Origin of the sequence: Wenjunlia tyrosinilytica, from assembly GCF_014646055.1 — a bacterium.
GTDB lineage: Bacteria > Actinomycetota > Actinomycetes > Streptomycetales > Streptomycetaceae > Wenjunlia > Wenjunlia tyrosinilytica.
In genome coordinates, this window is the sequence record NZ_BMMS01000001.1 from 427,205 (window position 1) to 453,735 (window position 26,531).

18 protein-coding genes are annotated in these 26,531 nt (G+C 71.1%); all 18 read right to left on the reverse strand.

All coding sequences use genetic code 11. From position 1 onward, the window contains the following. Positions 1-121: 121 nt before the first annotated feature. The 18 genes from IEY86_RS01890 to IEY86_RS01975 all read right to left on the reverse strand — a co-directional run bounded on the left by IEY86_RS01890 (position 122) and on the right by IEY86_RS01975 (position 26,475). Positions 122-1,672 (reverse strand): alkaline phosphatase D family protein, encoded by a 1,551-nt coding sequence (locus IEY86_RS01890; RefSeq protein ID WP_189129645.1) that lies wholly within the window; start codon positions 1,670-1,672, stop codon positions 122-124. A gap of 160 nt (positions 1,673-1,832) precedes the next feature. Further along, positions 1,833-2,924, reverse strand: a complete 1,092-nt coding sequence (locus tag IEY86_RS01895) for an acyltransferase family protein (protein ID WP_189129646.1) — start codon at positions 2,922-2,924, stop codon at positions 1,833-1,835. 385 nt (positions 2,925-3,309) lie between these two features. Further along, on the reverse strand, positions 3,310-4,752 hold the full coding sequence (obgE, locus tag IEY86_RS01900) for a GTPase ObgE (RefSeq protein ID WP_189129647.1): 1,443 nt from the start codon (positions 4,750-4,752) through the stop codon (positions 3,310-3,312). 122 nt (positions 4,753-4,874) lie between these two features. After that, the gene (gene rpmA / locus IEY86_RS01905) at positions 4,875-5,135 is read right to left on the reverse strand and encodes a 50S ribosomal protein L27 (protein ID WP_189129648.1); all 261 of its coding nucleotides are present in this window, start codon (positions 5,133-5,135) and stop codon (positions 4,875-4,877) included. A 13-nt stretch (positions 5,136-5,148) separates the two neighbouring features. Next, the gene (rplU, locus tag IEY86_RS01910; protein ID WP_189129649.1) at positions 5,149-5,466 is read right to left on the reverse strand and encodes a 50S ribosomal protein L21; all 318 of its coding nucleotides are present in this window, start codon (positions 5,464-5,466) and stop codon (positions 5,149-5,151) included. Positions 5,467-5,657: 191 nt separating this feature from the next. After that, a complete protein-coding gene (locus tag IEY86_RS01915) occupies positions 5,658-9,602 on the reverse strand; it encodes an Rne/Rng family ribonuclease (RefSeq protein WP_189129650.1) in 3,945 nt (1,314 codons plus the stop codon). 216 nt (positions 9,603-9,818) lie between these two features. Next, the gene (locus IEY86_RS01920; RefSeq protein WP_189129651.1) at positions 9,819-10,655 is read right to left on the reverse strand and encodes a TIGR03936 family radical SAM-associated protein; all 837 of its coding nucleotides are present in this window, start codon (positions 10,653-10,655) and stop codon (positions 9,819-9,821) included. A gap of 214 nt (positions 10,656-10,869) precedes the next feature. Continuing rightward, positions 10,870-12,798: a TIGR03960 family B12-binding radical SAM protein gene (locus IEY86_RS01925; RefSeq protein WP_189129652.1), complete on the reverse strand. Its 1,929-nt coding sequence runs from the start codon at positions 12,796-12,798 to the stop codon at positions 10,870-10,872. A 76-nt stretch (positions 12,799-12,874) separates the two neighbouring features. Next, complete coding sequence (locus tag IEY86_RS01930) at positions 12,875-14,485, reverse strand: CYTH and CHAD domain-containing protein (protein ID WP_189129653.1); 1,611 nt, start codon at positions 14,483-14,485, stop codon at positions 12,875-12,877. Positions 14,486-14,681: 196 nt separating this feature from the next. Then, a complete protein-coding gene (gene rodA, locus IEY86_RS01935) occupies positions 14,682-15,827 on the reverse strand; it encodes a rod shape-determining protein RodA (RefSeq protein WP_189129750.1) in 1,146 nt (381 codons plus the stop codon). 47 nt (positions 15,828-15,874) lie between these two features. Continuing rightward, positions 15,875-18,094 (reverse strand): penicillin-binding protein 2, encoded by a 2,220-nt coding sequence (mrdA, locus tag IEY86_RS01940; protein ID WP_189129654.1) that lies wholly within the window; start codon positions 18,092-18,094, stop codon positions 15,875-15,877. Continuing rightward, a complete protein-coding gene (gene mreD, locus IEY86_RS01945; RefSeq protein ID WP_189129655.1) occupies positions 18,091-18,825 on the reverse strand; it encodes a rod shape-determining protein MreD in 735 nt (244 codons plus the stop codon). Before mreD ends, mrdA begins: the two co-directional genes overlap by 4 nt. A gap of 3 nt (positions 18,826-18,828) precedes the next feature. Continuing rightward, positions 18,829-19,983, reverse strand: a complete 1,155-nt coding sequence (gene mreC / locus IEY86_RS01950) for a rod shape-determining protein MreC (RefSeq protein WP_189129656.1) — start codon at positions 19,981-19,983, stop codon at positions 18,829-18,831. Positions 19,984-20,121: 138 nt separating this feature from the next. Further along, entirely contained in the window at positions 20,122-21,147 is a 1,026-nt protein-coding gene (locus IEY86_RS01955) for a rod shape-determining protein (RefSeq protein ID WP_189129751.1), read from the reverse strand. A gap of 278 nt (positions 21,148-21,425) precedes the next feature. After that, complete coding sequence (ndk, locus tag IEY86_RS01960) at positions 21,426-21,839, reverse strand: nucleoside-diphosphate kinase (RefSeq protein WP_189129657.1); 414 nt, start codon at positions 21,837-21,839, stop codon at positions 21,426-21,428. Positions 21,840-21,926: 87 nt separating this feature from the next. Next, a complete protein-coding gene (locus tag IEY86_RS01965) occupies positions 21,927-22,274 on the reverse strand; it encodes a DUF4233 domain-containing protein (RefSeq protein WP_189129658.1) in 348 nt (115 codons plus the stop codon). Positions 22,275-22,280: 6 nt separating this feature from the next. Next, positions 22,281-23,603, reverse strand: a complete 1,323-nt coding sequence (folC, locus tag IEY86_RS01970) for a bifunctional tetrahydrofolate synthase/dihydrofolate synthase (RefSeq protein ID WP_189129752.1) — start codon at positions 23,601-23,603, stop codon at positions 22,281-22,283. A gap of 238 nt (positions 23,604-23,841) precedes the next feature. Beyond that, positions 23,842-26,475 carry a valine--tRNA ligase gene (locus IEY86_RS01975; RefSeq protein ID WP_189129659.1) on the reverse strand — a complete coding sequence of 878 codons (2,634 nt, stop codon included), beginning with the start codon at positions 26,473-26,475 and terminating at the stop codon, positions 23,842-23,844. Positions 26,476-26,531 lie beyond the last annotated feature (56 nt).

Below are 26,531 nucleotides of genomic sequence, written 5' to 3' on the forward strand. Positions count from 1 at the left end.
GGCACGACGCTTGCAGGCCCCCGGGAGCGGGTAACGCTCTCGGGGGCCTTGCTGTCCGCGTGATTCGGGCAGGACGCCGCGCGTACGCGGTGTGGTTCAGGCCGCGCGTACGCTGTGCGGTTCAGACGGTCTCGACGCCCCGTTTGCCGTTGCGGACCCGCAGCCGGGAGACGGTGCTCGCCGGCGACTGGGGCCGGCGCACGGTCTCCACGGCGCGCACCTGGGCGTCGACGCAGTGGTGGTCGATGTCGAACAGGTGGTAGCCGCGGTGGCCGTCGACGAGTTTCCAGTGCGGATTGTCGGGCCTGCGCGGGTCCCACTCGGCGTTGAACGCGGCCTCGTCCAGGTCGCCGCCGCTGGTGATCGAGGTGCCGACGAACTCCGCCCCGACCACCTGGGACGACGGGTCGGCGAAGTCGCGCTTGAGGTCGCTGATCATCGTCAGGTGCCGGTCCCCGGTCATCACGACGGGGTTGCGGACGCGGGCGAACTCCCCCATCAGTTCGTCGCGTTCGACCTGGTAGCCGTCCCAGGCGTCGTAGAACCACAGCTTGCCGGGGCCGACCTGGAGATCCGTCTCGGCCATCATGATCTGGGAGGCGATCAGATTCCAGCGCGCGTGCGAGCGGTGCAGCCCGTTGAGCAGCCAGGCCTTCTGGTCCTGCCCCAGCATCGTCATCGACGGGTCCTGCGCGCCCTCCGCGGTGGTGGCCTGGTCGCTGCGGAACTGACGGGTGTCCAGCACATGCAGCCGGGCGAGGTACCCGAAGTCGAAGCTGCGGTGCATCCTGATGTGCGGCCCGTCGGGCACCGCCGTGGCACGGACCGGCATGTGCTCGTAGTACGCCTGGTAGGCGGCGGTCAGCCGGGCGACGAAGGCGTCGTGGGACTGCTTGTCGGGGTCCTGGGGGATCTCCCCGGCGAAGTCGTTGTCCACCTCGTGGTCGTCGAAGGTCACGATCCACGGGGCCGCGGCATGCATCGCCGCGAGGTCGGGGTCGGTGCGGTACTGCGCGTAGCGGTTGCGGTACTGCACGAGGGAGTACGGCTCGCCCTTGCCCTCGTGGCGGCGCACGGCCGTGGACGAGGGGCCGCTCTCGTAGATGTAGTCGCCGACGAACAGGACCACGTCCGGGTCCTGGGCGGCCATGTCCGCGTAGGCGTTGAAGTACCCGTGCTGCCAGTTCTGGCAGGAGGCCAGCGCCACACGCAGCCGGTTGGCGAACAGGCCGGGCGCGGTGCGGGTGCGGCCGACCGGGGAGATCTGGTCCTCGACGCGGAAGCGGTACCAGTAGTCGCGGTGGGGGCGCAGGCCGCGTACATCCACATGGACGCTGTGGCCCAACTGCGGGACGGCCTGGGTCTGCCCCTGCCGGACCACGCGCTTGAACGTGTCGTCCTCGGCGATCTGCCAGCCCACGTCGACGGCGGCGTCCGGCATGCCTCCGCCGTTGAGCGGGTCCGGTGCCAGGCGGGTCCACAGCACGACGCCGTCGCGCAGCGGGTCGCCGGAGGCCACTCCGAGGGTGAACAGGCCGTCGGGCAGGGTGCCCGCCGCCGCGGCGCTTCCCGCGGTGGCGAGGCCGACGAAGGCGGCGCTGAGCGCCGCGGCTCCGGTGGCGAGGATGGTGCGTCGATTGGGTGTGTGAACCCCGGTCAGGCGTCCGGACATCTGAGGTTGCCTCCCGTCAGTTGCCATACGGCAATGGGAAGTTCTCAGATGACGAGGGTCCAGTACGTGAACAAGACACTTCAGGCGCATGACAACATTCGGACGGTCACACGCCGAGCGCCCCCGAGGTCGTCCCTCGAGGGCGCTCTCCACGGCGCGTTCAGCGCTTCTGCCGCTTCCTGACCCTGAACGCCCAGTCCATCCCGGGCTCCACGACGGGCCGGAAAAGAACCCTGAACGGCGCGGTGCCGAGCACGACCGCCACGGCGGCGGCGACCAGGGTGACGACGACCTCGCCCTTCGGGGTGTGCACGAAGCTGTTGTCGTACCAGTGCCCGTACTCGGCGCCCTTCACCAGGAAGCCGTGGAGGAGGTACACGTACAGCGTCGTCGCCCCCATCCCGGTCACCCACAGGCGCCGCCCGGGCACCCAGGAGAAGAACCCGGCCACGAGCACCAGCGAGCAGGCGAACATCGCCAGCGTCATCACCAGGGGCACCGGGGTGGAGACACCCAGTTCCTCCGCGCTCTCGCGGTGGTAGAACCAGTCCATCGCCATCCTCGGCGCCGCCCAGTAGGCGAACGCGGTGACCACGGCGAAGAACGGCACGGCGAGCAGGCGCACATTCCACGAGCGCACCATCGCGAAGTGCTTCGGCTGGAGGCACAGACCCAGCACGAAGAACGGCATGAACTGCAGGACGCGCTGGAGGTCGAGGTCGTCACCGATCTTCGAGGTCCCGGCGAGCGCGGCCACGGCGAGCGCGACCGGCACCGGCCAGCGGACGATCCGCCAGATCGGCGCGGTGAGCCTCCAGATGAACAGCGCGATGAGGAACCACGTCAGGTACCACGGGTCGATCAGGCTGACCGGATGGGTCGGGTCCCCGCCCGCGACGCGTTTGAAGAGGCTGTACGCCGTCTCGAAGACCAGGTACGGCACCACCACACCGGTCAACAGCCGCTGGAGGCGGTCCGCGCGGGAGTCAAAGGTGCGCGAGAAGTAGCCGGAGATGATGATGAACGCCGGCATGTGGAACGCGTACACGACCATGTACAGCGCGCGGGTGGTGCGGCTGCTGTCGATCAGCGGCTCCCACGAGTGCGCGATCACGACCAGGACAATCGCGAAGAACTTCGCGTTGTCGAAGAAATGCTCCCGCTGGGGTGCGGGCTTGGCCTGCCCCTCCTGGGAGTCCTTCGCGTGCGCGGCCTTCTCGGCGCCGGCGGGCCAGGTCTGAAGGGGGATCACCGGGCCACCCACCGAGGACGCACGAAAGCGGAACTGGGCCGTCTGACGTCTTGGGGTATCCGCCGTGCCTTCTTCATTCGCAGCACCGTACCCACCAATGGCGGTTCCACGCCAAACTCGCCGGTGGTGACCGTGCGGGCACGCGGCGGCTCCCCCGGCGCCGGGCGCGGGGGGCCGCTGCCCGGTCCCAGCGGCCGAAGGTCCCGCCGGATCGGGCCCCGGTGACCGGCGACCCCAGCCCGCTCGCACCGAACGCGTAGGAGCCCGTGGCCGTTGTCGCGCCCTTGACGTTGGGAAGGATCCACACCAGGCCGTCGCCCGCGTGCTCGTTCGGGCCGCCGACGGCCGGCGAGGCACGGCCGTCGCCGTTGTCGTCGATCGCCGCCTATGCGAAGGGGTCGAACTCGTGGTACTCCGAATCCACGTCGTCCCTGGCCGCCTCGCGCTCACGGCGGCGGTCAGCGGCCGGGCGCTGGCCCTGGAAGCGGTGGTCCTCACCGCGGCGGCCCAGCATCTCGGCGCCGGTGGCCATCGTGGGCTCCCAGTCGAAGACCACGGCGTCCTCGGTGCCGCCGATCACGACCTCCGCCCCCTGCTTGGCCCCGGCCTTCAGCAGCTCCTCCTCGACACCGAGGCGGGCGAGGCGGTCGGCCAGGTAGCCCACGGCCTCGTCGTTGCTGAAGTCGGTCTGCTTGACCCAGCGCTCCGGCTTCTCGCCACGCACCCGGAAGAAGCCCTCGGGCTCGGCCACGACCGTGAACCCGGCGTCGTCGACCGCCTTGGGGCGGATGACGACGCGCGTGGCCTCCTCCACGGGCTTCGCGGCCCTGGCCTCGGCCACGATGCCCGCCAGGGCGAAGGAGAGCTCCTTGAGGCCCTTGTGGGAGGCCGCGGAGACCTCGAAGACCCTCAGCCCCCGGGCCTCCAGGTCGGCGCGCACGATGTCGGCCAGGTCCTGCCCGTCCGGGACGTCCACCTTGTTGAGGGCCACCAGGCGGGGCCGGTCGTCCAGACCGCCGTACGCGGCCAGCTCCGCCTCGATCATGTCGAGGTCCGAGACCGGGTCGCGGTCCGACTCCAGCGCCGCGCAGTCCAGGACGTGCACGAGCACCGAGCACCGCTCGACATGCCGCAGGAACTCCAGGCCGAGGCCCTTGCCCTGGCTGGCCCCGGGGATGAGCCCGGGGACATCGGCGACGGTGTAGACGGTCGAGCCCGCGGTGACCACGCCGAGGTTGGGCACGAGGGTGGTGAACGGGTAGTCCGCGATCTTCGGCTTGGCCTTGCTGAGCACGGAGATCAGCGAGGACTTGCCGGCGCTCGGGTAGCCCACCAGCGCCACGTCGGCGACGGTCTTCAGCTCCAGGACGTAGGCGCCGCGGTCACCGGGCTCGCCGAGGAGCGCGAAGCCGGGGGCCTTGCGGCGGGCCGACGCCAAAGCGGCGTTGCCCAGTCCCCCGCGCCCACCCTGGGCCATCACGAAAGTCGTCCCGTGGCCGATCAGGTCCGCGATGGTCTCTCCGGTGCGGGCGTCCTTGACGACGGTGCCGTCGGGAACGGGCAGCACCAGGTCCTCGCCGTCGGCGCCGAAGCGGTTGCCGCCCATGCCCGGCTTGCCATTGGTGGCCTTGCGGTGCGGGGAGTGGTGGTAGTCGAGCAGCGTCGTCACATTGGCGTCGACGACGAGGCTCACATCGCCGCCCCGGCCGCCGTTGCCCCCGTCGGGGCCGCCGAGCGGCTTGAACTTCTCCCGGTGTACGGAGGCGCAGCCGTGGCCTCCGTTACCCGCGGCGACGTGCAGTTCGACGCGGTCCACGAAGGTCGTCATGTCCTGGCCTCCTAGTAGATGACGTTGGATCTCGTACAACGCGCCGAGGGCGGACCGGCTTCCCCGCGCACGGCGAGGAAGGCGGTCCGCCCTCGGTGTTGCTGTGTGTCGTCCGGGGCTGATTACTCAGCGGCTGCCGGAACGATGTTCACGACCTTGCGGCCGCGACGCGTGCCGAACTCGACCGCACCGGCGGCGAGGGCGAACAGCGTGTCGTCGCCGCCACGGCCGACGTTCACACCGGGGTGGAAGTGGGTGCCGCGCTGGCGGACGATGATCTCGCCGGCGTTGACGACCTGGCCGCCGAAACGCTTGACGCCGAGCCGCTGAGCGTTGGAGTCGCGCCCGTTCCGCGTGGAAGAGGCGCCCTTCTTGTGTGCCATCTCTTAACGCCCCTTACTTGGCAGCGGAGTCGATGCCGGTGACCTTGATCGCCGTGTACTGCTGGCGGTGGCCAAGGCGCTTGCGGTAACCGGTCTTGTTCTTGTACTTCAGGATGTCGATCTTGGCGCCCTTGGTCTGGTCGACGACCTCGGCGTGAACCTTCACACCGGCCAGGACCCACGGGTCACTCGTGATCGAGTCACCGTCGACGACGAGCAGCGTGGAGAGCTCCACGGTGTCACCGGGCTTCGCCTGGATCTTGTCAACCTCAAGGACATCGCCGACGGCAACCTTGTGCTGCCTGCCGCCGCTACGCACGATCGCGTACACCGCGAACTCACTCTCTGCTCGGTCGGGGCCCCTGACGCCAGCCGGCCCGATCGGACGTCGGGCGGCCTCTCCCGGCGTAGCGGGAGGGGTTTGCTCAGGAGCTGGCGCGAAACACGCCGAGGGTCAAGATTACGGAGTGCCCGTCCCGGGGTCAAACCGGCCCCTGGCCGGGCACTCCATACCACTCGCCACTACGCGGACTGGACGTCCGCCTCGCTCGGAACCGCGGTGGCCGACACCCCGGGCGGGGGTGTCTGCGGGGCCGCGGCGGTCTTCTTGGCGGCGGCCTTCTTGGTGGCCGGCTTCTTCGCCGCCGCCTTGGCCGCCGTCTTCTTGGCGGTGGTCTTCTTCGCCGCCGCCTTGGCCGGAGCCTTCTTGGCGGCGGTCTTGCGGGTGGCGCGCTTCCTGGGCTGCTCCGGCTCGGGCTCCGCCAGGTCCCCGGCGGGCTCCGGGGCCTCCTGCTCCGAGGTCACCGCGGGAGCGGCGGCCTCATCGGCCGCGGCCTCGGTGGGGGCCTCGGTAGGGGCATCCGTGGGGGCCTCGGCGCTCGGCTCGGTGTCCACGGCGGCCGCGGCCCCGGTGTCCACGGAGACGCGGGAGGCCGCGGCCTCAGCGGGCGCTTCCGGGGCTTCCGGGGCTTCCGGGGCTTCCGGGGCTTCCGGGGCTTCCGGGGCTTCCCGCGAATCCTCGGAGGCCGGAGCCTTCACGACCACCACGGCCGCGTCCTGCGCCGACGGCGGGGGACCCGCCGGAGCCATCGCCTTGCGGGAGGCACGGCGACGGGTCCGGGCCGGCCTGGCCTCCGGCTCGGCGGGCTCCGCCGCCACGGGCTCCGCCTCCACGACCGGCTCGGCCGCCGCCCGCTCGGCCCGCGGCTCGTCCACCACGGCCGAGGCGGCGACCGTCTCCGGCTCCTGCTCGACCCGCTCGAAGTCGACATCCACCGCTTCGGTGTCCTCGACCTCGGCCGGCTCGGGCAGCTCGTGGACGTGCTCACGGCCCGGGGCGCCCTTGCCCTTGCGGCGACGCTTGCCGCCACCGCCTCCGCCGGACGTGGTGGCCTGGTCCATGTGCACGATCACACCGCGACCGTTGCAGTGGACACAGGTCTCGGAGAAGGACTCCAGCAGCCCCTGGCCGACCCGCTTGCGGGTCATCTGCACCAGGCCCAGCGAGGTGACCTCCGCCACCTGGTGCTTGGTCCGGTCCCGGCCCAGGCACTCCAGCAGCCTGCGCAGCACCAGATCCCGGTTGGACTCCAGCACCATGTCGATGAAGTCGATCACGATGATGCCGCCGAGGTCTCGCAGCCGCAGCTGGCGGACGATCTCCTCGGCCGCCTCCAGGTTGTTCCTGGTGACGGTCTCCTCGAGGTTGCCGCCCTGACCGGTGAACTTACCGGTGTTGACGTCGACCACGACCATCGCCTCGGTCCGGTCAATGACCAGCGAGCCACCGGAGGGCAGCCAGACCTTGCGGTCCAGGGCCTTCAGCAGCTGCTCGTCGATCCGGTACGTGGCGAACACGTCGACCTCGCTGGTCCACCGCTGGAGGCGGTCGGCCAGGTCGGGGGCGACATGCGTGACGTAGTCGTGGATCGTCTCCCAGGCGTCGTCACCCGAGACGATGACCTTGGTGAAGTCCTCGTTGAAGATGTCGCGGACCACGCGCACGGTCATGTCCGGCTCGCCGTAGAGCAGGCTCGGGGCGTTCCCGGACGAGGCCTTCTTCTGGATCTCCTCCCACTGCGCCTGCAGACGGGCGACGTCGCGGTAGAGCTCCTCCTCGCTCGCGCCCTCGGCGGCGGTGCGGACGATGACGCCCGCGTCCTCGGGGACGATCTTCTTCAGGATCTGCTTCAGCCGGGCCCGTTCGGTGTCCGGGAGCTTGCGGCTGATGCCGGTCATCGAGCCCTCGGGCACATAGACCAGGTAGCGGCCCGGGAGGGAGACCTGGCTGGTCAGCCGGGCGCCCTTGTGGCCGATCGGGTCCTTGGTGACCTGGACGAGCACGGGCTGGCCGGACTTGAGCGCGGTCTCGATACGGCGGGGCCCGCCGTGCAGGCCGAGCGCGTCGAAGTTGACCTCGCCCGCGTACAGCACCGCGTTGCGGCCCTTGCCGATGTCGACGAAGGCGGCCTCCATCGACGGCAGCACATTCTGCACCTTGCCCAGGTACACATTGCCGACGTACGAGGTGGACTGTTCCTTGTTGACGAAGTGCTCGACCAGCACGTTGTCCTCGAGGACGCCGATCTGCGTGCGGTCGCCCTGCTGGCGCACGACCATGACGCGCTCGACGGCCTCGCGGCGCGCGAGGAACTCCGCCTCGGTGATGATCGGCACCCGGCGGCGGCCCTGCTCGCGCCCCTCGCGGCGGCGCTGCTTCTTCGCCTCCAGACGGGTGGAGCCCTTGATGGACTGCACCTCGTCCGGGTCGGTCTCCGACTTGCGGCGCGGCTCGCGGACCTTCACGACCGTGCGCTCGGGGTCGTCGGCTCCGGCCTCGGTCTCGCCGGCGCCCTCACCGCTGCGGCGACGGCGGCGACGGCGGCGACGGCTGCTGGAGGAGGAGGCGACACCCTCGCCGGACTCGGCGTGGTCCTCGTCCTCCTCCTCCTCGGAGGAGGCGCGCTCGGACCCGGTGTCCGAGAAACCCTGCTCGTCGTGCTGCTCGTGCGAGTCGTCGGCACCGTCCCCGGCGTCACCGCGCCGGCGGCGACGGCCACCACGGCGACGGCGGCGCGAGGGGCGCTCGTCGTGCTCGTCGTGGTCCTCGCCGTCCGCTGCCTCGGGGGACTCGGCGGGTTCGGCGGACTCGGGGGACTCCGCCTCCGGCTCGGTGTCCGTGGAGGCGGCGGGCGCCTCGGCGGGCTCGCCGCGGCGGCGGCGACGGCGACGCGAGGGGGCCTCGGGCTGCTGGGCGGTCTCCTCCCGCTCCTCCTCTTCCTCTTCCTCGGCCTCCTGGACCGGGGTGGGCGCGGTGAAGACCGGGGCCTCGAAGACGGGCGCCTGGAAGACGGCGGTCGGCGGGCGCACAGCACGGCGGCGGGTGCGCTCCGGCTTCGGCTCGGGCTCGGCGGCAGTCTCGGGCTGCCCTTCGGTCTGTGCGCCCTCTGTGGAAGCGCCCTCGGAAGGAGTGACCCCGGTGGAAGTGACCCCAGCGGAAGTCCCTGCTGCCTCCTCGGTCTCTTCTTCCTCCTCCTCGGCCTCGTCGGCGCTCTGCGCGACCACGGGCTCGACCGGCTCGGCGGCCACCGGCGCACCGGCGGCGGCCTGGGCACGGCGACGGGTACGGCGCGGCCGCTCGGCCGGAGCCTGCTCGGCGGGGGCTTCGGCGGCAGGCGCCTGCTCGGCCCCGGCGGACTCGGTGGACTCGGCGGACTCCGCGGCGGCGGGCTCACCGGCCGGAGCCTGAGCCCGGCGACGGGTGCGCTTGGGCCGCTCGGCAGGGGCCGGGGCCTCCTCGGCGGCGGCTTCCTGGAGCGCCTTGGCCGGAGCGTCCTCGGACACGGCGGCCTCGGACACCCCTGCCCGGGACCCCCCTGCCTCGGCGGGAGCGGGGACACCCGCGGGTGCCTGGGCACGGCGGCGGGTCCGCCTGGGGGCGGGCTCGGCAGTCTCGGGCTGGGCAGCCGTGGCGGGCTCGGCGGGCGCTTCCTGCGCCTGCGCGGCCTCGGCGGTGGCGGAGTCCAGCAGCGGCTGGGCGGACTCGGCCTGGGCCAGAGTCTCCGCGGTGGTGGGCGCGGGGGCGCCGGCCGGAGCCTGGGCCCGGCGGCGGGTGCGCTTGGGCTTCTCGGCCGCGACGGCCGCCTCGGAGCCCGTGGTCTCGGAGCCCGCAGTCTCGGACGCCGCAGGGGCAGCCTCGGGCTCCGCCTCGGCGCGCTTGCGGGTACGGCGGGTGCGCTGCGGCTTCTCCTGTGCCGCGGCCCCGTCGTCGGCGCGGGCGTCGTCCGCCGCAGGCGGTATCGGCTGACCGGCTCCGGCCGCCGTGGGAGCGGCCGGAGGTCCGGCCGGGCGCGATGCCGCACGCCGACGGCGCCGGGGAGCGGCGGTTTCGTTGGGTTCGGTTCCGGCGCTGTCGCCGGAGGGCTCGCCGAACGACGAAGTCTCGTTCGGCTCGGTGTTCTCGAGCATGCGGGCGGTTCTCCCGTCACGCTCCCGGGCGCCGCGCCATGGTCCGGCCGTGGCCCGCTCTGGGCGGTGCCGCGTTCCGGGGGCGCGGGCGCCGCACGGGAGCTGTCGTCTCGCTCGTCGGCGCCGGCTCTGCGGTACCGACGAAAGTCTTGTGTGTCGGTGCGTCGCCGGTCCCGGGTGGCTCCCAGCACTTCGGCGGCGCGTCGACGACTGTCCTTACGCGGTGCCTGCCTGCGTTCCCCCGCGAGCGGGAGGCACCCCTGCCGCGGCGGAGAGCCCGGCGGTCGTGGATGGGACGGCCGTGGCGGCGTCGCGGTCGGGTCCGAACGGGTCGGTCACCGTGCCGGTCACCTCGTCCAGCGGCCCCTGCGCCAGCCTGGTCACCGCTGCGGGGACCGGCGGCGCCAGGTCGGCCGCCGCACGGAGGCCGGACAGAACGTCGTCAGGTCGCACGGCAGGTGTCAGATGCCGAACAACCAGCCGCAGTATCGCACAGGCACCGGCCCCGGACCTATCGGGGGTGCCTTCGGCACCGCCCGTCACAGCGTCCGCGACCTGCCCGTCCACCGTTTCCAGGGCCACGACGGCGCCGCGCGCGTCGAAGGCCCGCTCTCCGTTCTTGGTCATGCGCCGGACCTCGACGTGCTCCTGCGCGAGGAACTTCTCCACCGCGACGTCGGCCTCCTCGCGGGGCACGCCGTCGAGGCGCACCTGCCACACGGAAGCCTGGAGCTGGTCGGCGAAGCCGGAGGTGTGGACCTCGACCGCCTCGAGGACGTCGAGCCCCGGGGGAAGGGACTCGTCGAGCAGGGCCCGGAGCGTCAGCGGGTCGCGGTGAGCGGTGAGCGCGATCTCCAGGTACTCGGCCTCGCTGCCCACGCCGGTGGGTGCGGCATTGGCGTAGGAGACCTTGGGGTGCGGGGTGAAACCCGCGGAGTACGCCATCGGGACCTCGGCCCTGCGCAGCGCGCGCTCGAAGGCTCGCTGGAAGTCACGGTGGCTGGTGAACCGAAGGCGGCCCCGCTTGGTGTAGCGCAGTCGGATGCGCTGCACCGCGGGTGCGGGCGGCGGCCCTTCGGGCTGTCGGCGTCCCAGTGTGGTTCAGTCCTTCGAGAGTCTGTAGGTCCTGACCCACCCAGGGTACGCGGCCCGAAGCCCCCCGCGCTCCGGTGCGTCACCCCCCGAGACCCGCCCGAGCCGGGAACCGGGCCGCCCCGAAGGACGGCCCGGCGGCGAGGGACGGCGCGGTTCCCGGCTCAAGCCGTCCTCACCCGTTGACCACGGTGAGCGGCAGCAGCTTCTTGCCTGTCGGGCCGACCTGGATCTCGGTCTGCATGGCGGGGCAGACGCCGCAGTCGAAGCACGGGGTCCAGCGGCAGTCCTCGACCTCGACCTCTTCGAGGGAGTCCTGCCAGTCCTCCCACAGCCAGTCCTTGTCGAGGCCCGAGTCGAGGTGGTCCCAGGGCAGGACCTCCTCGTAGGTGCGCTCGCGAGTGGTGTACCAGTCCACGTCCACGATCTCGTCGGCCAGGGCCTTGTCCGCGCAGCGCATCCAGCGCTCGAAGGAGAAGTGCTCGCGCCAGCCGTCGAAGCGGCCGCCGTCCTCGTAGACCGCGCGGACGACCTGGCCCAGGCGGCGGTCTCCGCGCGAGAGCAGGCCCTCGACGATGCCTGGCTTGCCGTCGTGGTAGCGGAAGCCGATGGAGCGGCCGTACTTCTTGTCCTCGCGGATGGCGTCCCGCAGCTTCTCCAGACGGGCGTCGGTCTCCTCGGCGCCGAGCTGCGGCGCCCACTGGAACGGGGTGTGCGGCTTGGGCACGAAGCCGCCGATGGAGACGGTGCAGCGGATGTCCGAGCGTCCGGAGACCTCGCGGCCCTTCTGGATGACGCGTTTGGCCATCTCGGCGATCTGCAGCACGTCCTCGTCGGTCTCGGTGGGCAGGCCGCACATGAAGTACAGCTTCACCTGCCGCCAGCCGTTGCCGTACGCGGTGGCCACGGTGCGGATGAGGTCCTCTTCCGAGACCATCTTGTTGATGACCTTGCGGATGCGCTCGGAGCCGCCCTCGGGGGCGAAGGTCAGGCCGGAGCGGCGCCCGTTGCGGGTCAGCTCGTTGGCCAGGTCGATGTTGAACGCGTCCACGCGCGTCGAGGGCAGGGACAGGCCGATCTTGTCCTCCTCGTAGCGGTCCGCGAGCCCCTTGGCGATGTCGCCGATCTCGGAGTGGTCGGCGGAGGACAGCGAGAGCAGGCCGACCTCCTCGAAGCCGGTGGCGTTGAGGCCCTTCTCCACCATGTCGCCGATGCCGGTGATGGAGCGCTCGCGCACGGGGCGGGTGATCATGCCCGCCTGGCAGAAGCGGCAGCCGCGGGTGCAGCCGCGGAAGATCTCGACCGACATCCGCTCGTGCACGGTCTCGGCGAGCGGGACGAGCGGCTGCTTGGGGTACGGCCACTCGTCGAGGTCCATGACGGTGTGCTTCGAGACCCGCCACGGCACACCGGGGGTGTTGGGGACGACCCGGCTGATCCGGCCGTCGGGCAGGTACTCGACGTCGTAGAACCTCGGCACGTAGACGCCACCGGTGCGGGCGAGGCGCAGCAGCGCCTCCTCGCGGCCGCCGGGCCGCCCCTCGGCCTTCCAGGCGCGGACGACGTCGGTGATCTCGAGGACGGCCTGCTCGCCGTCGCCGACGACGACGCAGTCGAGGAAGTCGGCGATGGGCTCGGGGTTGAACGCGGCGTGGCCGCCCGCGACGACGATGGGGTCGTCGAGGCCGCGGTCCCGGGCCTCGAGGGGGATGCCGGACAGGTCGAGCGCGGTGAGCAGGTTGGTGTAGCCGAGTTCGGTGGAGAAGCTGACGCCGAACACGTCGAACGCCTTGACCGGGCGGTGGGCGTCCACGGTGAACTGCGGTACGCCGTGCTCGCGCATGAGCGCTTCGAGGTCCGGCCAGACGCTGTACGTGCGCTCGGCGAGGACGCCCTCGCGCTCGTTGAGCACCTCGTAGAGGATCATGACGCCCTGGTTCGGCAGCCCCACCTCGTAGGCGTCCGGGTACATCAGGGCCCAGCGCACGTCCGCGCTGTCCCAGTCCTTGACTGTGGAATTGAGCTCGCCGCCGACGTACTGGATCGGCTTCTGGACGTGCGGAAGCAGGGCTTCCAGGCGCGGGAAGACCGATTCGACAGGCATGATCATGGTCTCTCGTCGTGTCGGTGCAAGGGGATGACCCTTCAGGGTAACGCGGTTGACGGCCCCCGGTGTCCGCTCAATCGATCTTGAAGTCGCGGTGCTCCTCCCGCGCCGCCTGCTCCCAGACCCCCTCGAACCGTGCTGCCGCCGCCTTGGCGCGCCGCGTCTCGCGCTCGTGCAGCAGTCCGTAGGTGAAGGTGTTCTCTCCGCTGAGGTGGGCCTGGACGGCCAGTTCGCGCAGGGCGGCGCGCGTGACGGCGCAGTCGTTGTACTCCCCCAGCACCTCCTGGACCTCCTTCATGCGCTGGGCGAACGCCTTCGCCTGCGTGCCGAGCACGGGGCGGGCGGCCTCGGCGGCGTAGCGGGCGCGTTTGGCTGCCTTGCGCACCTCGTGGCGTTCCTCGTCGGTGTTGGCGGCGGCCACGCGCTTGGCGAGGCGCCGGTAGTCGCGCAGGACTCCACGGCGCAGTCCTTCCGCGGCGGGGGCGGCGGCCGCGGGCAGGAGCGGCGGTTCGGCGAGGAGGGTGTCGAGGGCGGAGAGCAGTTCGAGGTAGCGGGCGCTGTTCAACGCGGTGATGGCGCGCCTTCTGGTGCTGGAGCGGCGGGTGGTGGCCCAGGTGCGCAGGCGTCCGCGCACCGGTCCCAGCACCTCGTGGCGCGGCAGGGGATCGATGAGTTCGTACAGCCGCAGGGTGAGGACTTCGCGGTCGCGGTCCGCACCGAGTTCCGTGCCGAGCCGGCGCAGTCCTTCGGTGACATGCCGGGTGGCCTCGGGGTCGAGGACGAAGCGGAAGGTGCTCAGCGCGCTGCGCAGGCGGCGGGCGGCGACGCGCATGCGGTGCACGGAGTCGGGCAGGTCGCGGCGTACGGCCGGGTCGAGGGCGACGAGTTCGCTCACCTGCTCGCGCAGGTAGGCCATGACGGCGTCGCCGACGGTGGCCGCGCGCTCGACGGGGGCCGTGGAGGGCTTGGGGACGCGTTTGCCGAGTGCTCTGCCGAGCTTGGACTTCGCGCGGCTGCGGCGGGCGCCCGCGGCGGCGAGGTGCTCCTCCATGGCGTCGAGGAAGGCCGCGGTGCCCGCCTCCGCGAGTTCGACCTCGATCTCCGCCCAGGCGCGGGACTTCCCCGAGGGCAGGGAGTCGGCGGTCACCTGGTCGTAGGAGACCTCGGCGAGGCGCCGCCCGTGCTTGTCCAGCAGGTGCCGTACGTCGCGTTGGGAGCGCAGCCGGGCGACGGGGACGAGCGGGGCGCCCCGGGTCCGTGAGCGCACCAGTCGGACGAGTTGCGGCGGCACGGTGGCGCCCGGACCGCCCTCGGACACGTCAGCGCCCCCGGACCCGTCAGCGCCCGCTGCCCCGTCGACGCGCCCGGTGCCCTCCGAGCCCACGCCCGCGCAGGCGCCCGCACCCGCCCCTGCCCGCAGCGGCACCCGGATCTCGTCGCGGGCGTCGGTCCCGGCGGGCAGTTTCAGGTGCCAGCCCGCGTCCTCGCCGCCGGTGCGGCGTCTGAGGGTGACTCCGGCGGCGGCCAGCCGCAGGTCGGCGGTGTCGTAGTAGACGGCGTCGAGGGCGACCGAGCCGCGGTCCTCGACACAGGCGACGCGGCGCAGTCCGGTCAGGTCCGGAAGCCCGGGGCTGCCCGGTGCCTCGTACTTGCGCTCGATCTCCCGTACTTCGACCGTGGTCACGCACGCCTCCTGGAGCCCCGCGGTTCTTGCGTGGAACCTAACCGCGCGCCGCCCGCCTGCAAAGACCGCTGCCGCAAACGACCGCGCGCGGCGGCCCGCCGCACCGGCTCCCGGAAACGGGCTCCCGGAATCGGCTCCCAGGAGGACCGGCTCATGCCGACGGCCCCGGCGGTGGCCCCACCGCCGGGGCCGCGGCTCAGGCGGAGACCGGTTTCTTGACCTGGATGGACTGCAGCAGCCCCACCGCTATCCACACGGCGAACATCGACGAGCCGCCGTAGGAGACGAAGGGCAGCGGAAGACCGGCCACGGGCATGATGCCGAGCGTCATCCCGATGTTCTCGAACGCCTGGAAGGCGAACCAGGCCACGATGCCGGCGGCCACTATCGTGCTGTACAGGTCGCCCGCGTTCCGCGCGATGCGGCACGCCCTCCACAGGACCACGCCGATCAGGAGGATGAGCGCGCCCGCCCCCACGAAGCCGAGTTCCTCACCGGCGACGGTGAAGACGAAGTCGGTCTGCTGCTCCGGCACGAACTGGCCCGAGGTCTGGCTGCCGTGGAAGAGCCCCTTGCCGAGCAGCCCCCCGGAACCGATCGCGATCCGGGCCTGGTTGGTGTTGTAGCCGACGCCGGACGGGTCGAGGGCGGGATTGGCGAACGCGGCGAAGCGGTCGATCTGGTACTGGTCGAGGACGCCGAGCTTCCAGATGAGCGTGGCGCCGAGACCTCCCGCGGCGATGAGTCCGACGACCCAGCGGTTGGAGGCGCCCGAGGCCAGCAGGATACCGAGGACGATCACCACCATCACCATGACCGACCCCATGTCGGGCATCAGCATGATGACGGCCATGGGCACGGCGGACAGCGCCAGCGCCTGCATCACCGTGCGGTGGTCCGGGTGCTTGCGGTCCCCCGCGTCCACCTTGGTGGCCAGCAGCACGGCCATCCCCAGGATGATCGTGATCTTGGCGAACTCCGAGGGCTGGAGCGAGAATCCGCCGCCGATGACGATCCAGGCGTGAGCGCCGTTGATGGTGCTGCCGAGCGGGGTGAGCACGGCCAGCAGGAGGACGACCGAGGTGATGTAGAGCACCGGGACCGCTCCGCGCAGGCGGCGGTGCCCCACCGCCACGACGGCCACGGCGAGGGCGAAGCCGATGCCCACGTTGAGGACGTTGCGCAGCAGGAAGTAGTACCTGTCGCCGTGGTTGAGCTCGGTGCGGCCGCGGGTGGCGGAGTAGACGAGCAGGGTGCCGACGGCGGACAGCACGAGGGCGGAGCCGAGCAGTATCCAGTCCAGCCGCCACAGCAGCGAGTCCCGGGCGAAGACCTTCCCCATCGTGCCGCGTTCCGGTGTGTAGCGGCGGACCGAGTAGCTGTGACTGCTCACGACAGCCTCCGCGGTTTCCTCGTGTCGCCCCGGTACTCGGGGTTTCGCGGCGACAGGGCGAACGGGCTCAGCGGGCCGGAGGCGTTCGCGGAGGTGTCCGGCGGCTCGACGTTGTTGAGCTTGTCCGGCGCCGGGATCTGCTTGATGGTGCCGTCGTGGTTCACGGTCGGCAGCTTGGTCTGCGGCTTGGGCAGCCAGGCCTTCTTCGGGTCGATCTGCCCGCCCTCGGACACGCCGTAGAGCGCGTTGTAGATCTTGCGCACGGCGGGCGCGGAGGCACCGGAGCCGGTACCGCCCTGCGAGATCGTCATGACGATCGCGTAGTCCTTGGTGTAGCTGGCGAACCAGGACGTGGTCTGCTTGCCGTAGACCTCGGCGGTACCGGTCTTGGCGTGCATGGTGATGTCGTTCTGCGGCCAGCCCTGGAAGCGCCAGGCGGCGGTACCCCGGGTGGCGACGCCCGCGAACGCCTCGTCCATGTAGTCGCGGGTCTCCTTGCTGATCGGCAGCTTGCCGACGACCTTGGGCTTGATCTCCTTGACGTGCCCGTCGGGGCTGATGACGGCCTTGCCGAGCTCGGGCTGGTACATGGTGCCGCCGTTGCTGACGGCCGCGTAGATCCGGGCCATCTGGATCGGCGTCACCAGGGTGTCGCCCTGGCCGATGGAGTAGTTGACGCTGTCACCGGCGCGCATCTTGAAGCCCTCGGCGCAGTTCTCGCGGGCGACCTTGGTGGCGTAGTCGTTGTCCTTGGACTTCGCCTGGTCGCACCACGCCTCCTTGTTGGCCTCGTAGTAGTCCTTCTTCCACTTCCGGTCCGGGATGCGGCCGGTGACCTCGGAGGGAAGGTCGACGCCGGTCCTGGCGCCGAGGCCGAACTGGTGGGCGGTCCTGTAGAACCAGTCCTTGGGGTGCTTGGGGTTGTTGCCGCCGTCCTTCTGCCACTGCTCGTAGGCGAGCCGGTAGAAGACGGTGTCGCAGGACACCTCGAGGGCGCGGCCGAGGGAGATGCCGCCGAAGCTCTCGGACTCGAAGTTCTTGAAGACCTGGCCGCCGATGTTGAACGAGGAGCTGCACTCGTAGCCCCCGTCGGCCGGGTAACCGGCGTTTATGGCGGCGGCGGTGGAGACGACCTTGAAGATGGAGCCGGGGGCGGCCTGGCCCTGGATGGCGCGGTTCAGCAGCGGGAAGTTGGACTTCTGGCTGGTGAGCCACTTGTAGGTCTTCGGCTTGATGCCGCCGACCCAGGCGTTGGGGTTGTACGTGGGGTTGCTGGCCATGGCGATCACGCGGCCGGTCCTGGCCTCCATCACCACCACGGCGCCGGAGTCGGCCTTGTAGGGGACGCCCGTGTTGCGGTCGATCTGCTTGCGGGCCTCCTTCATCGCGGCGTCCAGCTCGCGCTCGGCCAGTCCCTGCACACGGGCGTCGATGCTGGTGACGAGGGAGGAACCGGGCCTGGCGGGGGTGTTGCCGGCGCTGCCGATCACCCGTCCGAGGTTGTCCACCTGGTGCCGGTTGACGCCGGCGGTGCCGCGCAACTGCGCGTCGTAGGTGCGCTCGAGGCCCGATCGGCCGATCTGGTCGGAGCGCTGGAGCGGGCTGCCGGACTTCTCGCGCTCGGCGATCTCCTCGTCGCTGACGGGCGAGAGGTAGCCGAGCACCTGCGCCGCCCCGGCGCCCTTGGGGGCGGCGTAGCGGCGCACGGCGGTGGGCTCGGCGGTGATCCCGGGGAAGTCGTCGCGGCGCTCGACGATGGCCAGCGCCTGCTTGGTCGTGGCCTCGGCCGTTATGGGAATGGGCTGGTACGGGGAACCGTTCCAGCACGGCTGCGGGGTCTTGGAGTCGCAGAGGCGGACCTTGTCCTGGACCTCCTGCGGCTTCATGTCGAGCACGTCGGCCAGCCGGGCCAGGACGGACTTGCCGTCGTCCTTCTGCCGCAGCAGCTCGGTGCGGTCCGCGCTGACCACGAGGCGGTTCTCGTTGTCGGCCAGCGGGATGCCGTTGGCGTCGAGGATGGAGCCGCGCACGGCCGGGGTGATGACCTCCTGCACCTGGTTGCGGGAGGCCTTCTCGGTGTACTCCTGGCCGTTGCGGATCTGCAGGTACCACAGGCGCCCGCCGAGCGTGGCCAGCAGTGAGACGACAAGGATCTGCAGGGCGATCAGCCGGATCGCCACCCGCGGAGTGCGGCCGGTCTCCGGGATGTTGGTCATGGACGCTTCCCCAGCTTGCCGAATCCATTGCGGTTGAGGGACCGGCCGAAGCCCGAGCGCTGGCCGCCGATCCTGGTGCGGCCGGGCCGCAGCAGGCCGGAGCGCACCCGCCCGGTCCCGTTGAGCTTGCCCGTGGCGCTGAACCGGCTGCCCCGGCCGTTGGCGGCGGACAGCCAGCCCTGGGCGGCGGCGGCCGACGCGCTGCCCTCCCCGGGGGTGCCCAGTGGGTCGGGATCGAGCTTCCTGGCCAGGGCCATGACCCAGGGCACGGTGAAGGGGGCGAGCAGCAGGTCGTAGAGCAGCGCGGACAGGACGAGGCTGCTGAAGCCGACGTTGCGGGCGGCGGTGTCACCCACGAGGGAGCCGACGCCCGCGTACAGGACGGTGCTGGCCACGGCGGCGCACGCCACGACGAACATGGGCTTGGTGGCCGAGCGCAGCGGACCGGTCTCGGGCCGGACGAGACCGGCGAGGTAGCCGATCAGGCACAGCACGAGGGCGTAGCGGCCCGCCGCGTGGTCGGCGGGGGGCGCGAGGTCGGTCAGCAGCCCCGCGCCGAATCCCACGAGGCTGCCGCCCATGGGTCCGTAGGTGATGGCCAGGCCCACGACGACCAGCAGGGTCAGGTCGGGGACGGCGCCGGGCAGGTGGAGCCTGGCGAGGATGCTGACCTGGAGGACCAGTGCCACGGCGAGGAGGAGGCAGGAGAGCAGCAGTCGGTTGAGGCGCATGGGTCAGCCCCTCCTGAGGCCTGAGATGGCGGTGCCGGTGCCACCGGTGGGGGTGGCGGGAGGCGTTGACCCGGGGGGCGGTGGCCCGTTGTCGGGTTCCGGCTGCCGGTCCTGGCCCGTCGGGTCGGTCCCGGCGGGATCCTGCCCGCCGCCGCGGTCCTGCGCGGTGCCGCCGGGGGTCGGCTGGACGGCCTGCCCGGCCTCGTTCTGCTGGGTGCTCCGGCCGGTCCGGGTGTCCTGCCCGCCGCTCTTGTCCGGGTCCGGGCTCGCCTTGGGTTCCTTCTTCGGCGTGGGCCTGGGCACGGGCGGCAGCACACTGTCGCGCGGGTCCTTGCGCGGGCCCTGGACCACGACGCCCACGAGGTCGAGACGGGTGAACGAGACATACGGCTGGACCTGCACGGTCCGGGTGAGGTTGCCGCCCGCGCGCTCGACGCGGACGACCTTGCCGACGGGCACACCGGGGACGAACGGCTTGCCCGCCTGCGAGCCGAAGGTGACCATGCGGTCGCCGGTCTTGACCTGGGCCTTGCCGTTGAGGAGCTGCACCCGCAGCGGCCGGTCGCCCTGGCCGGTGGCGAAGCCGAGCTCCATGGAGTTCTCGAGGCGCGTGCCGACGGTGAAGTCGGGGTCGTTGGCCAGCAGCACCGTGGCGGTGGAGGGGCCGACGGTGGTGACCCGGCCGACGAGGCCGTCGCCGTTGAGTACGGTCATGTCGCGCGTGAGGCCGTCCATGCTCCCGGCGTCGATGGTGACGGTCCAGGAGAAGCCCTGGGCGGCTCCTATGGCGATGATCTGGGCCGCCTTGACGGTGTAGCGGCCGGCGCCCGCGGTCTTGAGCAGCTTGTCGAGCTCGGCGACGCGGCTGCGGTTGACGGCGCTGCTGCCGAGCTTCTCCTTGAGCTGGGCGTTCTCCCGCTCGAGTTCGGCCACGCGCCCGGCGCGGCCACCGGAGTCGCGCACGGCCGAGATGGCGTCGCCCACCGGGCGGGTGAAGGCGGAGACCTTGTCCTCAGCAGGGCCGAAGACCTTGGCGGCGGCGGTGCGCGCCCCGTCGATCGGAGACTCCTCACCGCCCCTGATGTCCACGGTGATGAGCGCGAAAGCGATCGCGACCAGCAGCACCAACAGCAGCCGGCTCTCTCGGGTGTCCCTCACGGTGCGCGGCTGTGCCTTCCTCGAAGGACCGGTCCGGTGCGCCTCGCGGTGGACGGACCGGTCAGGAGATGTCGTACCGGATCAGCAGAGGGGCCGCACGCCTCCCGCGGCGGGATCCCACCGCGGGAGACGCCGGACTCATCTGCGAGGTTGCGCGTCCAGCACCTGCTGGAGCGCCTCGAACTCCTCGACGCACTTGCCCGCGCCCAGCGCGACGGAGTCCAGCGGGTCCTCGGCGATGTGGATCGGCATACCGGTCTCGCGGCGCAGCCGCTCGTCGAGGCCGCGCAGGAGGCCGCCGCCGCCGGTGAGGACGATACCGCGGTCCATGATGTCGCCCGACAGTTCGGGCGGGCACTTGTCGAGCGTCGTCTTGACCGCGTCAACGATCGCGTTGACGGGCTCCTCGATGGCCTTGCGCACCTCACCGGCCGAGATGACCACGGTCTTGGGCAGTCCGCTGACGAGGTCGCGGCCGCGGATCTCGGTGTGCTCGTCCTTCTCCATCTCGGAGGCGTGCGCCGAGCCGATCGTCATCTTGATGTGCTCGGCGGTGCGCTCACCGAGGAGGAGGGAGTACTCCTTCTTGATGTGCTGGATGATCGCGTTGTCCAGCTCGTCCCCCGCGACGCGGATCGACTGGGCGGTGACGATCCCTCCGAGGGAGATGACGGCGACCTCGGTGGTGCCTCCGCCGATGTCCACCACCATGTTGCCGGTGGCCTCGTGCACCGGGAGCCCGGCGCCGATGGCCGCGGCCATGGGCTCCTCGATGATGTGGACGGTGCGGGCGCCGGCCTGCGAGGACGCCTCGATCACGGCACGGCGCTCGACCCCGGTGATACCCGAGGGGACGCACACCACGACTCGGGGGCGGGCCAGGTAGCGGCGGCGGTGGATCTTGAGGATGAAGTACCGCAGCATCCGCTCGGTGATCTCGAAGTCGGCGATGACGCCGTCCTTGAGCGGGCGGATCGCCACGATGTTGCCCGGCGTGCGGCCGATCATCTTCTTGGCCTCGGCCCCGACCGCGAGGATGCCGCCGGTGTTGGTGTTGATTGCGACGACTGACGGCTCGTTCAGAACGATGCCGCGACCTCTCACGTACACCAGCGTGTTGGCGGTCCCGAGGTCGACAGCCATGTCCCGGCCGATGAACGACATGTTGTTCGCCATGGGTATACGGAAGCCTTCCCGAGCTGGAGCGATGAGGGCGGCAGAGAGTGCGAGGGGCGGGAGATTGTTCGGTCGAGGACCGGACTTTCCATGGTAGTCACGCTTGCCCCGGCGGGCATTGTGGGTGCCGCGGAAATTGTCTGCTTAAGGACTGATCGTCCCCTGTATTGGTGACGCCGTGTCGGGGTTATTGGTTCCGCTGGAGCAATCCGCGGACCCCCATTCGGCGGATCCCCCGGTCGTCGGCGCGGCCCCCCGACGGTGGTTCAGGCGAGCCCGGGGAAGAAGATCTTCACTTCGCGCTCGGCCGACTCCTCGGAGTCCGAGGCATGGATCAGGTTCTCACGGACGACAGTACCGAAGTCACCGCGGATACTGCCCGGTGCCGCGGCGATCGGGTCGGTCGGGCCGGCCAGCGCGCGCACACCCTCGATGACGCGCTCGCCCTCGGCGATCAGCGCCACGACCGGCCCGGATGCCATGAACTCGACGAGCGGCTCGTAGAAGGGCTTTCCGACGTGCTCGGCGTAGTGCTGCTCGAGCACCGCGCGGTCCAGGGTGCGCAGTTCCAGGGCGGTGATCCGCCAGTCGGCCTTCCGCTCGATACGGCCGACGATCTCGCCGACCAGGCCCCGGCGGACACCGTCGGGCTTGATCAGGACAAGGGTGCGCTGGCTCACGGTACGGCTCCTATGAGGGTGTGATGCGGACGTGGGGGTGGGGGAGGTGAAGACATTACCCGGAGGGTGAAAACATCTTCGCGGCAGCTACGCGGTTTCCGCCGACTGCGTCGCGGCGCGTTCCGCCTTCAGGGCATCGATCCTGCGTCCGTAGTGCACCGCTGCCCACCACAGAACGGCGAAAACCACACCGAGTGCGAACATCGGGGGTACCACGAAGCCACTGGCGATGAGGGCGCCCTGAAGGACCCAGCCGATCCACACGCCGCCGGGCCGGGTAATCAGCCCGCAAAGCGTCACGCACAGAACCATCGCAATACCGCTCACCGACCAGACGGTGCCCGTCGAGATGTCGGACAGCCGCATGGCGACAAGCCCCGCGAAACCGATCACCATCGCTTCCGCGATGAGCGTGGAAGAACACAGGGTCCGCATTGCGAGTCACTCCTTGCCCAGCAGGAGCCGGGCCTCTCCGACGGTGATGACCGATCCGGTGACGAGCACACCGGCCCCCGCGAACTCGCCCTCCTCCTCGGCCAGCTCGACCGCCGCCGACAGGGCGTCGTCCAGCCGGGGCTCGACCTGCACCCGCTCCGCGCCGAAGACCTCGACGGCCAGCGCCGCCAGATCGTCGGCGGGCATGGCGCGCGGGGTCGAGTTCTGGGTGACGACGACCTCGGCGAGAACCGGCTCGAACGCCTCCAGGACGGCCTTGACGTCCTTGTCAGCGCTCGTCCCGACAACACCGACCAGACGGGTGAAGCCGAACGCCTCCGACACACCTGCCGCCGACGCCGCCGCGCCCGCCGGATTGTGGGCGGCGTCGAGCACGACGGTGGGGCTGCGCCGCACGACCTCGAGCCGCCCCGGGGAGGTCGCCTCGGCGAAGGCCCGGCGGACGGTGCCGATGTCAAGCTGGTCGGTCTGGTTGGAGCCGACGCCGAAGAACGCCTCGACGGCCGCCAGCGCCACCGCCGCGTTGTGCGCCTGGTGCGCTCCGTGCAGCGGGAGGAAAAGGTCCGGGTACTCGCCACCGAGCCCGCGCAGCGTCACCAGCTGGCCGCCGACGGCGACCTCGCGCTGCATCACACCGAACTCCATGCCCTCGCGGGCGACCGTGGCGTCCACGTCCACGGCGTACTTGAGCAGGACATGCGCGGCGTCGACCGGCTGCTGGGCGATGACGGCGGCCGAGTCCTTCTTGATGATCCCGGCCTTCTCCACCGCGATGTCGCCGGGCGTGCCGCCCAGCCGTTCGGTGTGGTCCAGCGAGATCGGCGCCACCACGGCCACGGCTGCGTCGATGACGTTCGTGGCGTCCCAGCCGCCGCCCATGCCCACCTCGACCACGGCGACATCCACGGGGGCGTCCGCGAAGGCCGCGTAGCCCATCCCCGTCATCACCTCGAAGAAGGACATGGGATGCGGCTGCGAGGCGTCCACCATGGCCACGTAGGGGGCGATGTCGCGGTATGTGGCGATGAAGCGCTCCGGCGAGATCGACTCACCGTCCAGGCTGATGCGCTCGGTGATCGACTGCACGTGCGGGCTGGTGTAGCGGCCGGTGCGCAGGTCGAAGGCGCGCAGCAGGGACTCGACGATCCTCGCCGTGCTGGTCTTGCCGTTGGTGCCGGTGATGTGGATGCTCTGGTAGGCCCGCTGGGGCTCGCCCAGGATGTCCATGAGCGCCCGGATCCGGTCGAGCGACGGCTCCAGCCTCGTCTCCGGCCAGCGGGCGTTCAGCTCCGCCTCGACCTGGCGCAGCTCCGCGCGGATGTCCTGCTCTCCACCCTTGCCGGCGCTGCGCTGATCGGCGGAATTGTTGTCGGCTCGCTCATCGGCCCGCCGGGAACGTTCGCTCACGGGACAAGTCTACGGAGCCCCGCGGGCACGGACGCGCACGCCCCCGCGTCGAGCGCGCCGACGGCGGGGCTCCCCCGGCCGGGGACGGCGGAGGGGGCGCCGAAGCGCCCCCTCCCGAGCCCGTGAGGGCCGTTCGCGCTCAGCTGTCCGGCAGCGAGTCCAGCTGGGCCGTCAGCCGGACGATGTCCTGCTCCGCGGCGGCGAGGCGGGCGCGGATCTTCTCCACGACCGGCTCCGGGGCCTTGGCCAGGAACGCCTCGTTGCCCAGCTTGGCCGTGGTCTGGCTCTTCTCCTTCTCGGCCGCGGCCAGGTCCTTGGCCAGGCGCTTGCGCTCGGCCTCGACATCGATCGCGCCCGACAGGTCGAGGGAGACCGTCGCGCCGGCGACCGGCAGGCTCGCGGTGGCCTGGAAGCCCTCCTCGGCGGGCTGCAGGCGCAGCAGCTGGCGGATGGCGTCCTCGTGGGCGACCAGCGCGGTGCCCTCGAGCCCGAGGCGTGCCGGGACCTTCTGGCCGGGCTTGAGGCCCTGCTCGGCACGGAAGCGGCGGACCTCGGTGACGACCTGCTGGACGGTGGCGATCTCCTCGCGGGCCTGCTTGTCGCGGAAGCCGCTGTCGTCCGGCCACTCGGCGACGACGAGCGACTCGCTGCCCGTCAGAGCCGTCCACAGCGCCTCGGTGACGAACGGGACCACCGGGTGCAGCAGGCGCAGTGTGACATCCAGGACCTCGCCGAGGACGCGGCGCGAGGCGTCGGCCTGCGGTCCGCCCTTGGCCAGGGTGGTCTTGGACAGCTCGACGTACCAGTCGAAGACCTCGTCCCACGCGAAGTGGAACAGCGCGTCGGAGAGCTTGGCGAACTGGAAGTCCTCGTAGAGCGCGTCCACCTCGGCGACTGTCTCGTTGAGCCGGGAGAGGATCCACCGGTCGGCCGCGGTGAGCTCCCCGGCCTGCGGGACCGGGCCCTCGACGGTGGCGCCGTTCATGAGCGCGAACCGCGTGGCGTTCCAGATCTTGTTGCAGAAGTTGCGCGAGGCCTGGACCCAGTCCTCACCGATGGGCACGTCGACACCGGGGTTGGCGCCCCGGGCGAGGGTGAACCGGACGGCGTCGGAGCCGTACTTGTCCATCCAGTCCAGGGGGTCGACCGCGTTGCCGAACGACTTCGACATCTTCTTGCCGAACTGGTCGCGGACCATGCCGTGCAGGGCGATGGTCCGGAACGGCGGGGTGCCGTCCATCGCGTAGAGGCCGAACATCATCATCCTGGCGACCCAGAAGAAGAGGATGTCGTAGCCGGTGACCAGGACGGACGTCGGGTAGAACTTCTCCAGGCCCGCGGTCTGCTCCGGCCAGCCGAGCGTGGAGAACGGCCACAGGCCGGAGGAGAACCAGGTGTCGAGGACGTCGGTGTCCTGGTGCCAGCCCTCGCCCGTCGGCGGCTCCTCGTCCGGTCCGACGCAGACGACCTCGCCGGCCGGGCCGTACCAGACCGGGATGCGGTGGCCCCACCACAGCTGGCGCGAGATGCACCAGTCGTGGAGGTTGTCGACCCAGCCGAAGTAGCGGGACTCCATCTCCTTGGGGTGGATCCGGACCCGGCCGTCGCGGACGGCGTCGCCCGCGGCCTGGGCCAGCGGGCCGACCTTGACCCACCACTGCATGGAAAGCCGGGGCTCGATGGTCGTCTTGCAGCGCGAGCAGTGGCCGACCGAGTGCGTGTACGGGCGCTTCTCGGCGACGATCCTGCCCTCGGCGCGTAGCGCGGCGACGATGGCCGAGCGGGCCTCGAAGCGGTCCAGGCCCTGGAAGGGGCCATGGGCGGTGATGACACCGCGCTCGTCGAGGACGGCCAACGCCGGGAGGTCGTGGCGGCGGCCGATCTCGAAGTCGTTCGGGTCGTGGGCCGGGGTGACCTTGACCGCGCCGGTGCCGAACTCCGGGTCGACGTGCTCGTCCGCGACGACCGGGATACGGCGGCCGGTCAGCGGCAGCTCGATCTCGGTGCCGACCAGGTGCCGGTACCGGCCGTCGTCCGGGTGGACGGCGACGGCGGTGTCACCGAGCATCGTCTCCGCGCGGGTGGTGGCGACGACGATGCTCTCCTCACCCTCGCCGTAGCGGACGGAGACCAGTTCGCCCTCGTCGTCCTGGTACTCCACCTCGATGTCGGAGATGGCGGTCAGGCAGCGCGGGCACCAGTTGATGATGCGCTCGGCGCGGTAGATCAGCTCGTCGTCGTAGAGCTTCTTGAAGATGGTCTGGACGGCCTCGGACAGGCCCTCGTCCATGGTGAATCGCTCACGCGACCAGTCGACGCCGTCGCCGAGGCGGCGCATCTGGCCGAGGATCCGGCCCCCGGACTCCTCCTTCCACTGCCAGACGCGCTCGACGAAGGCATCCCTGCCGAGGTCGTGGCGGGACTTGCCCTCCTTGGCCAGCTCGCGCTCGACGACGTTCTGCGTGGCGATACCGGCGTGGTCCATGCCGGGCTGCCACAGCGTCTCGTAGCCCTGCATCCGCTTGCGGCGGGTGAGGGAGTCGATGATCGTGTGCTCGAAGGCGTGACCGAGGTGGAGGCTGCCCGTGACGTTCGGCGGGGGGATGACGATGCAGAACGGCGGCTTGTCGCTCTTCTCGTCCGCCTCGAAGTAACCGGCCTCTACCCAGCGCTCGTACAGCGTCCCCTCTACCTCAGCAGGCGTGTACTGGGTGGACAGGTGCTCGGACGCGCTGGAGGCCCCGCCGTCGGGGCGCTGGTTAGTGTCGGTCACGGCGCCAGTCTACGGAAACCGGCCCCCTGCTCACGAACCGGTAATAGCGGCGGCCG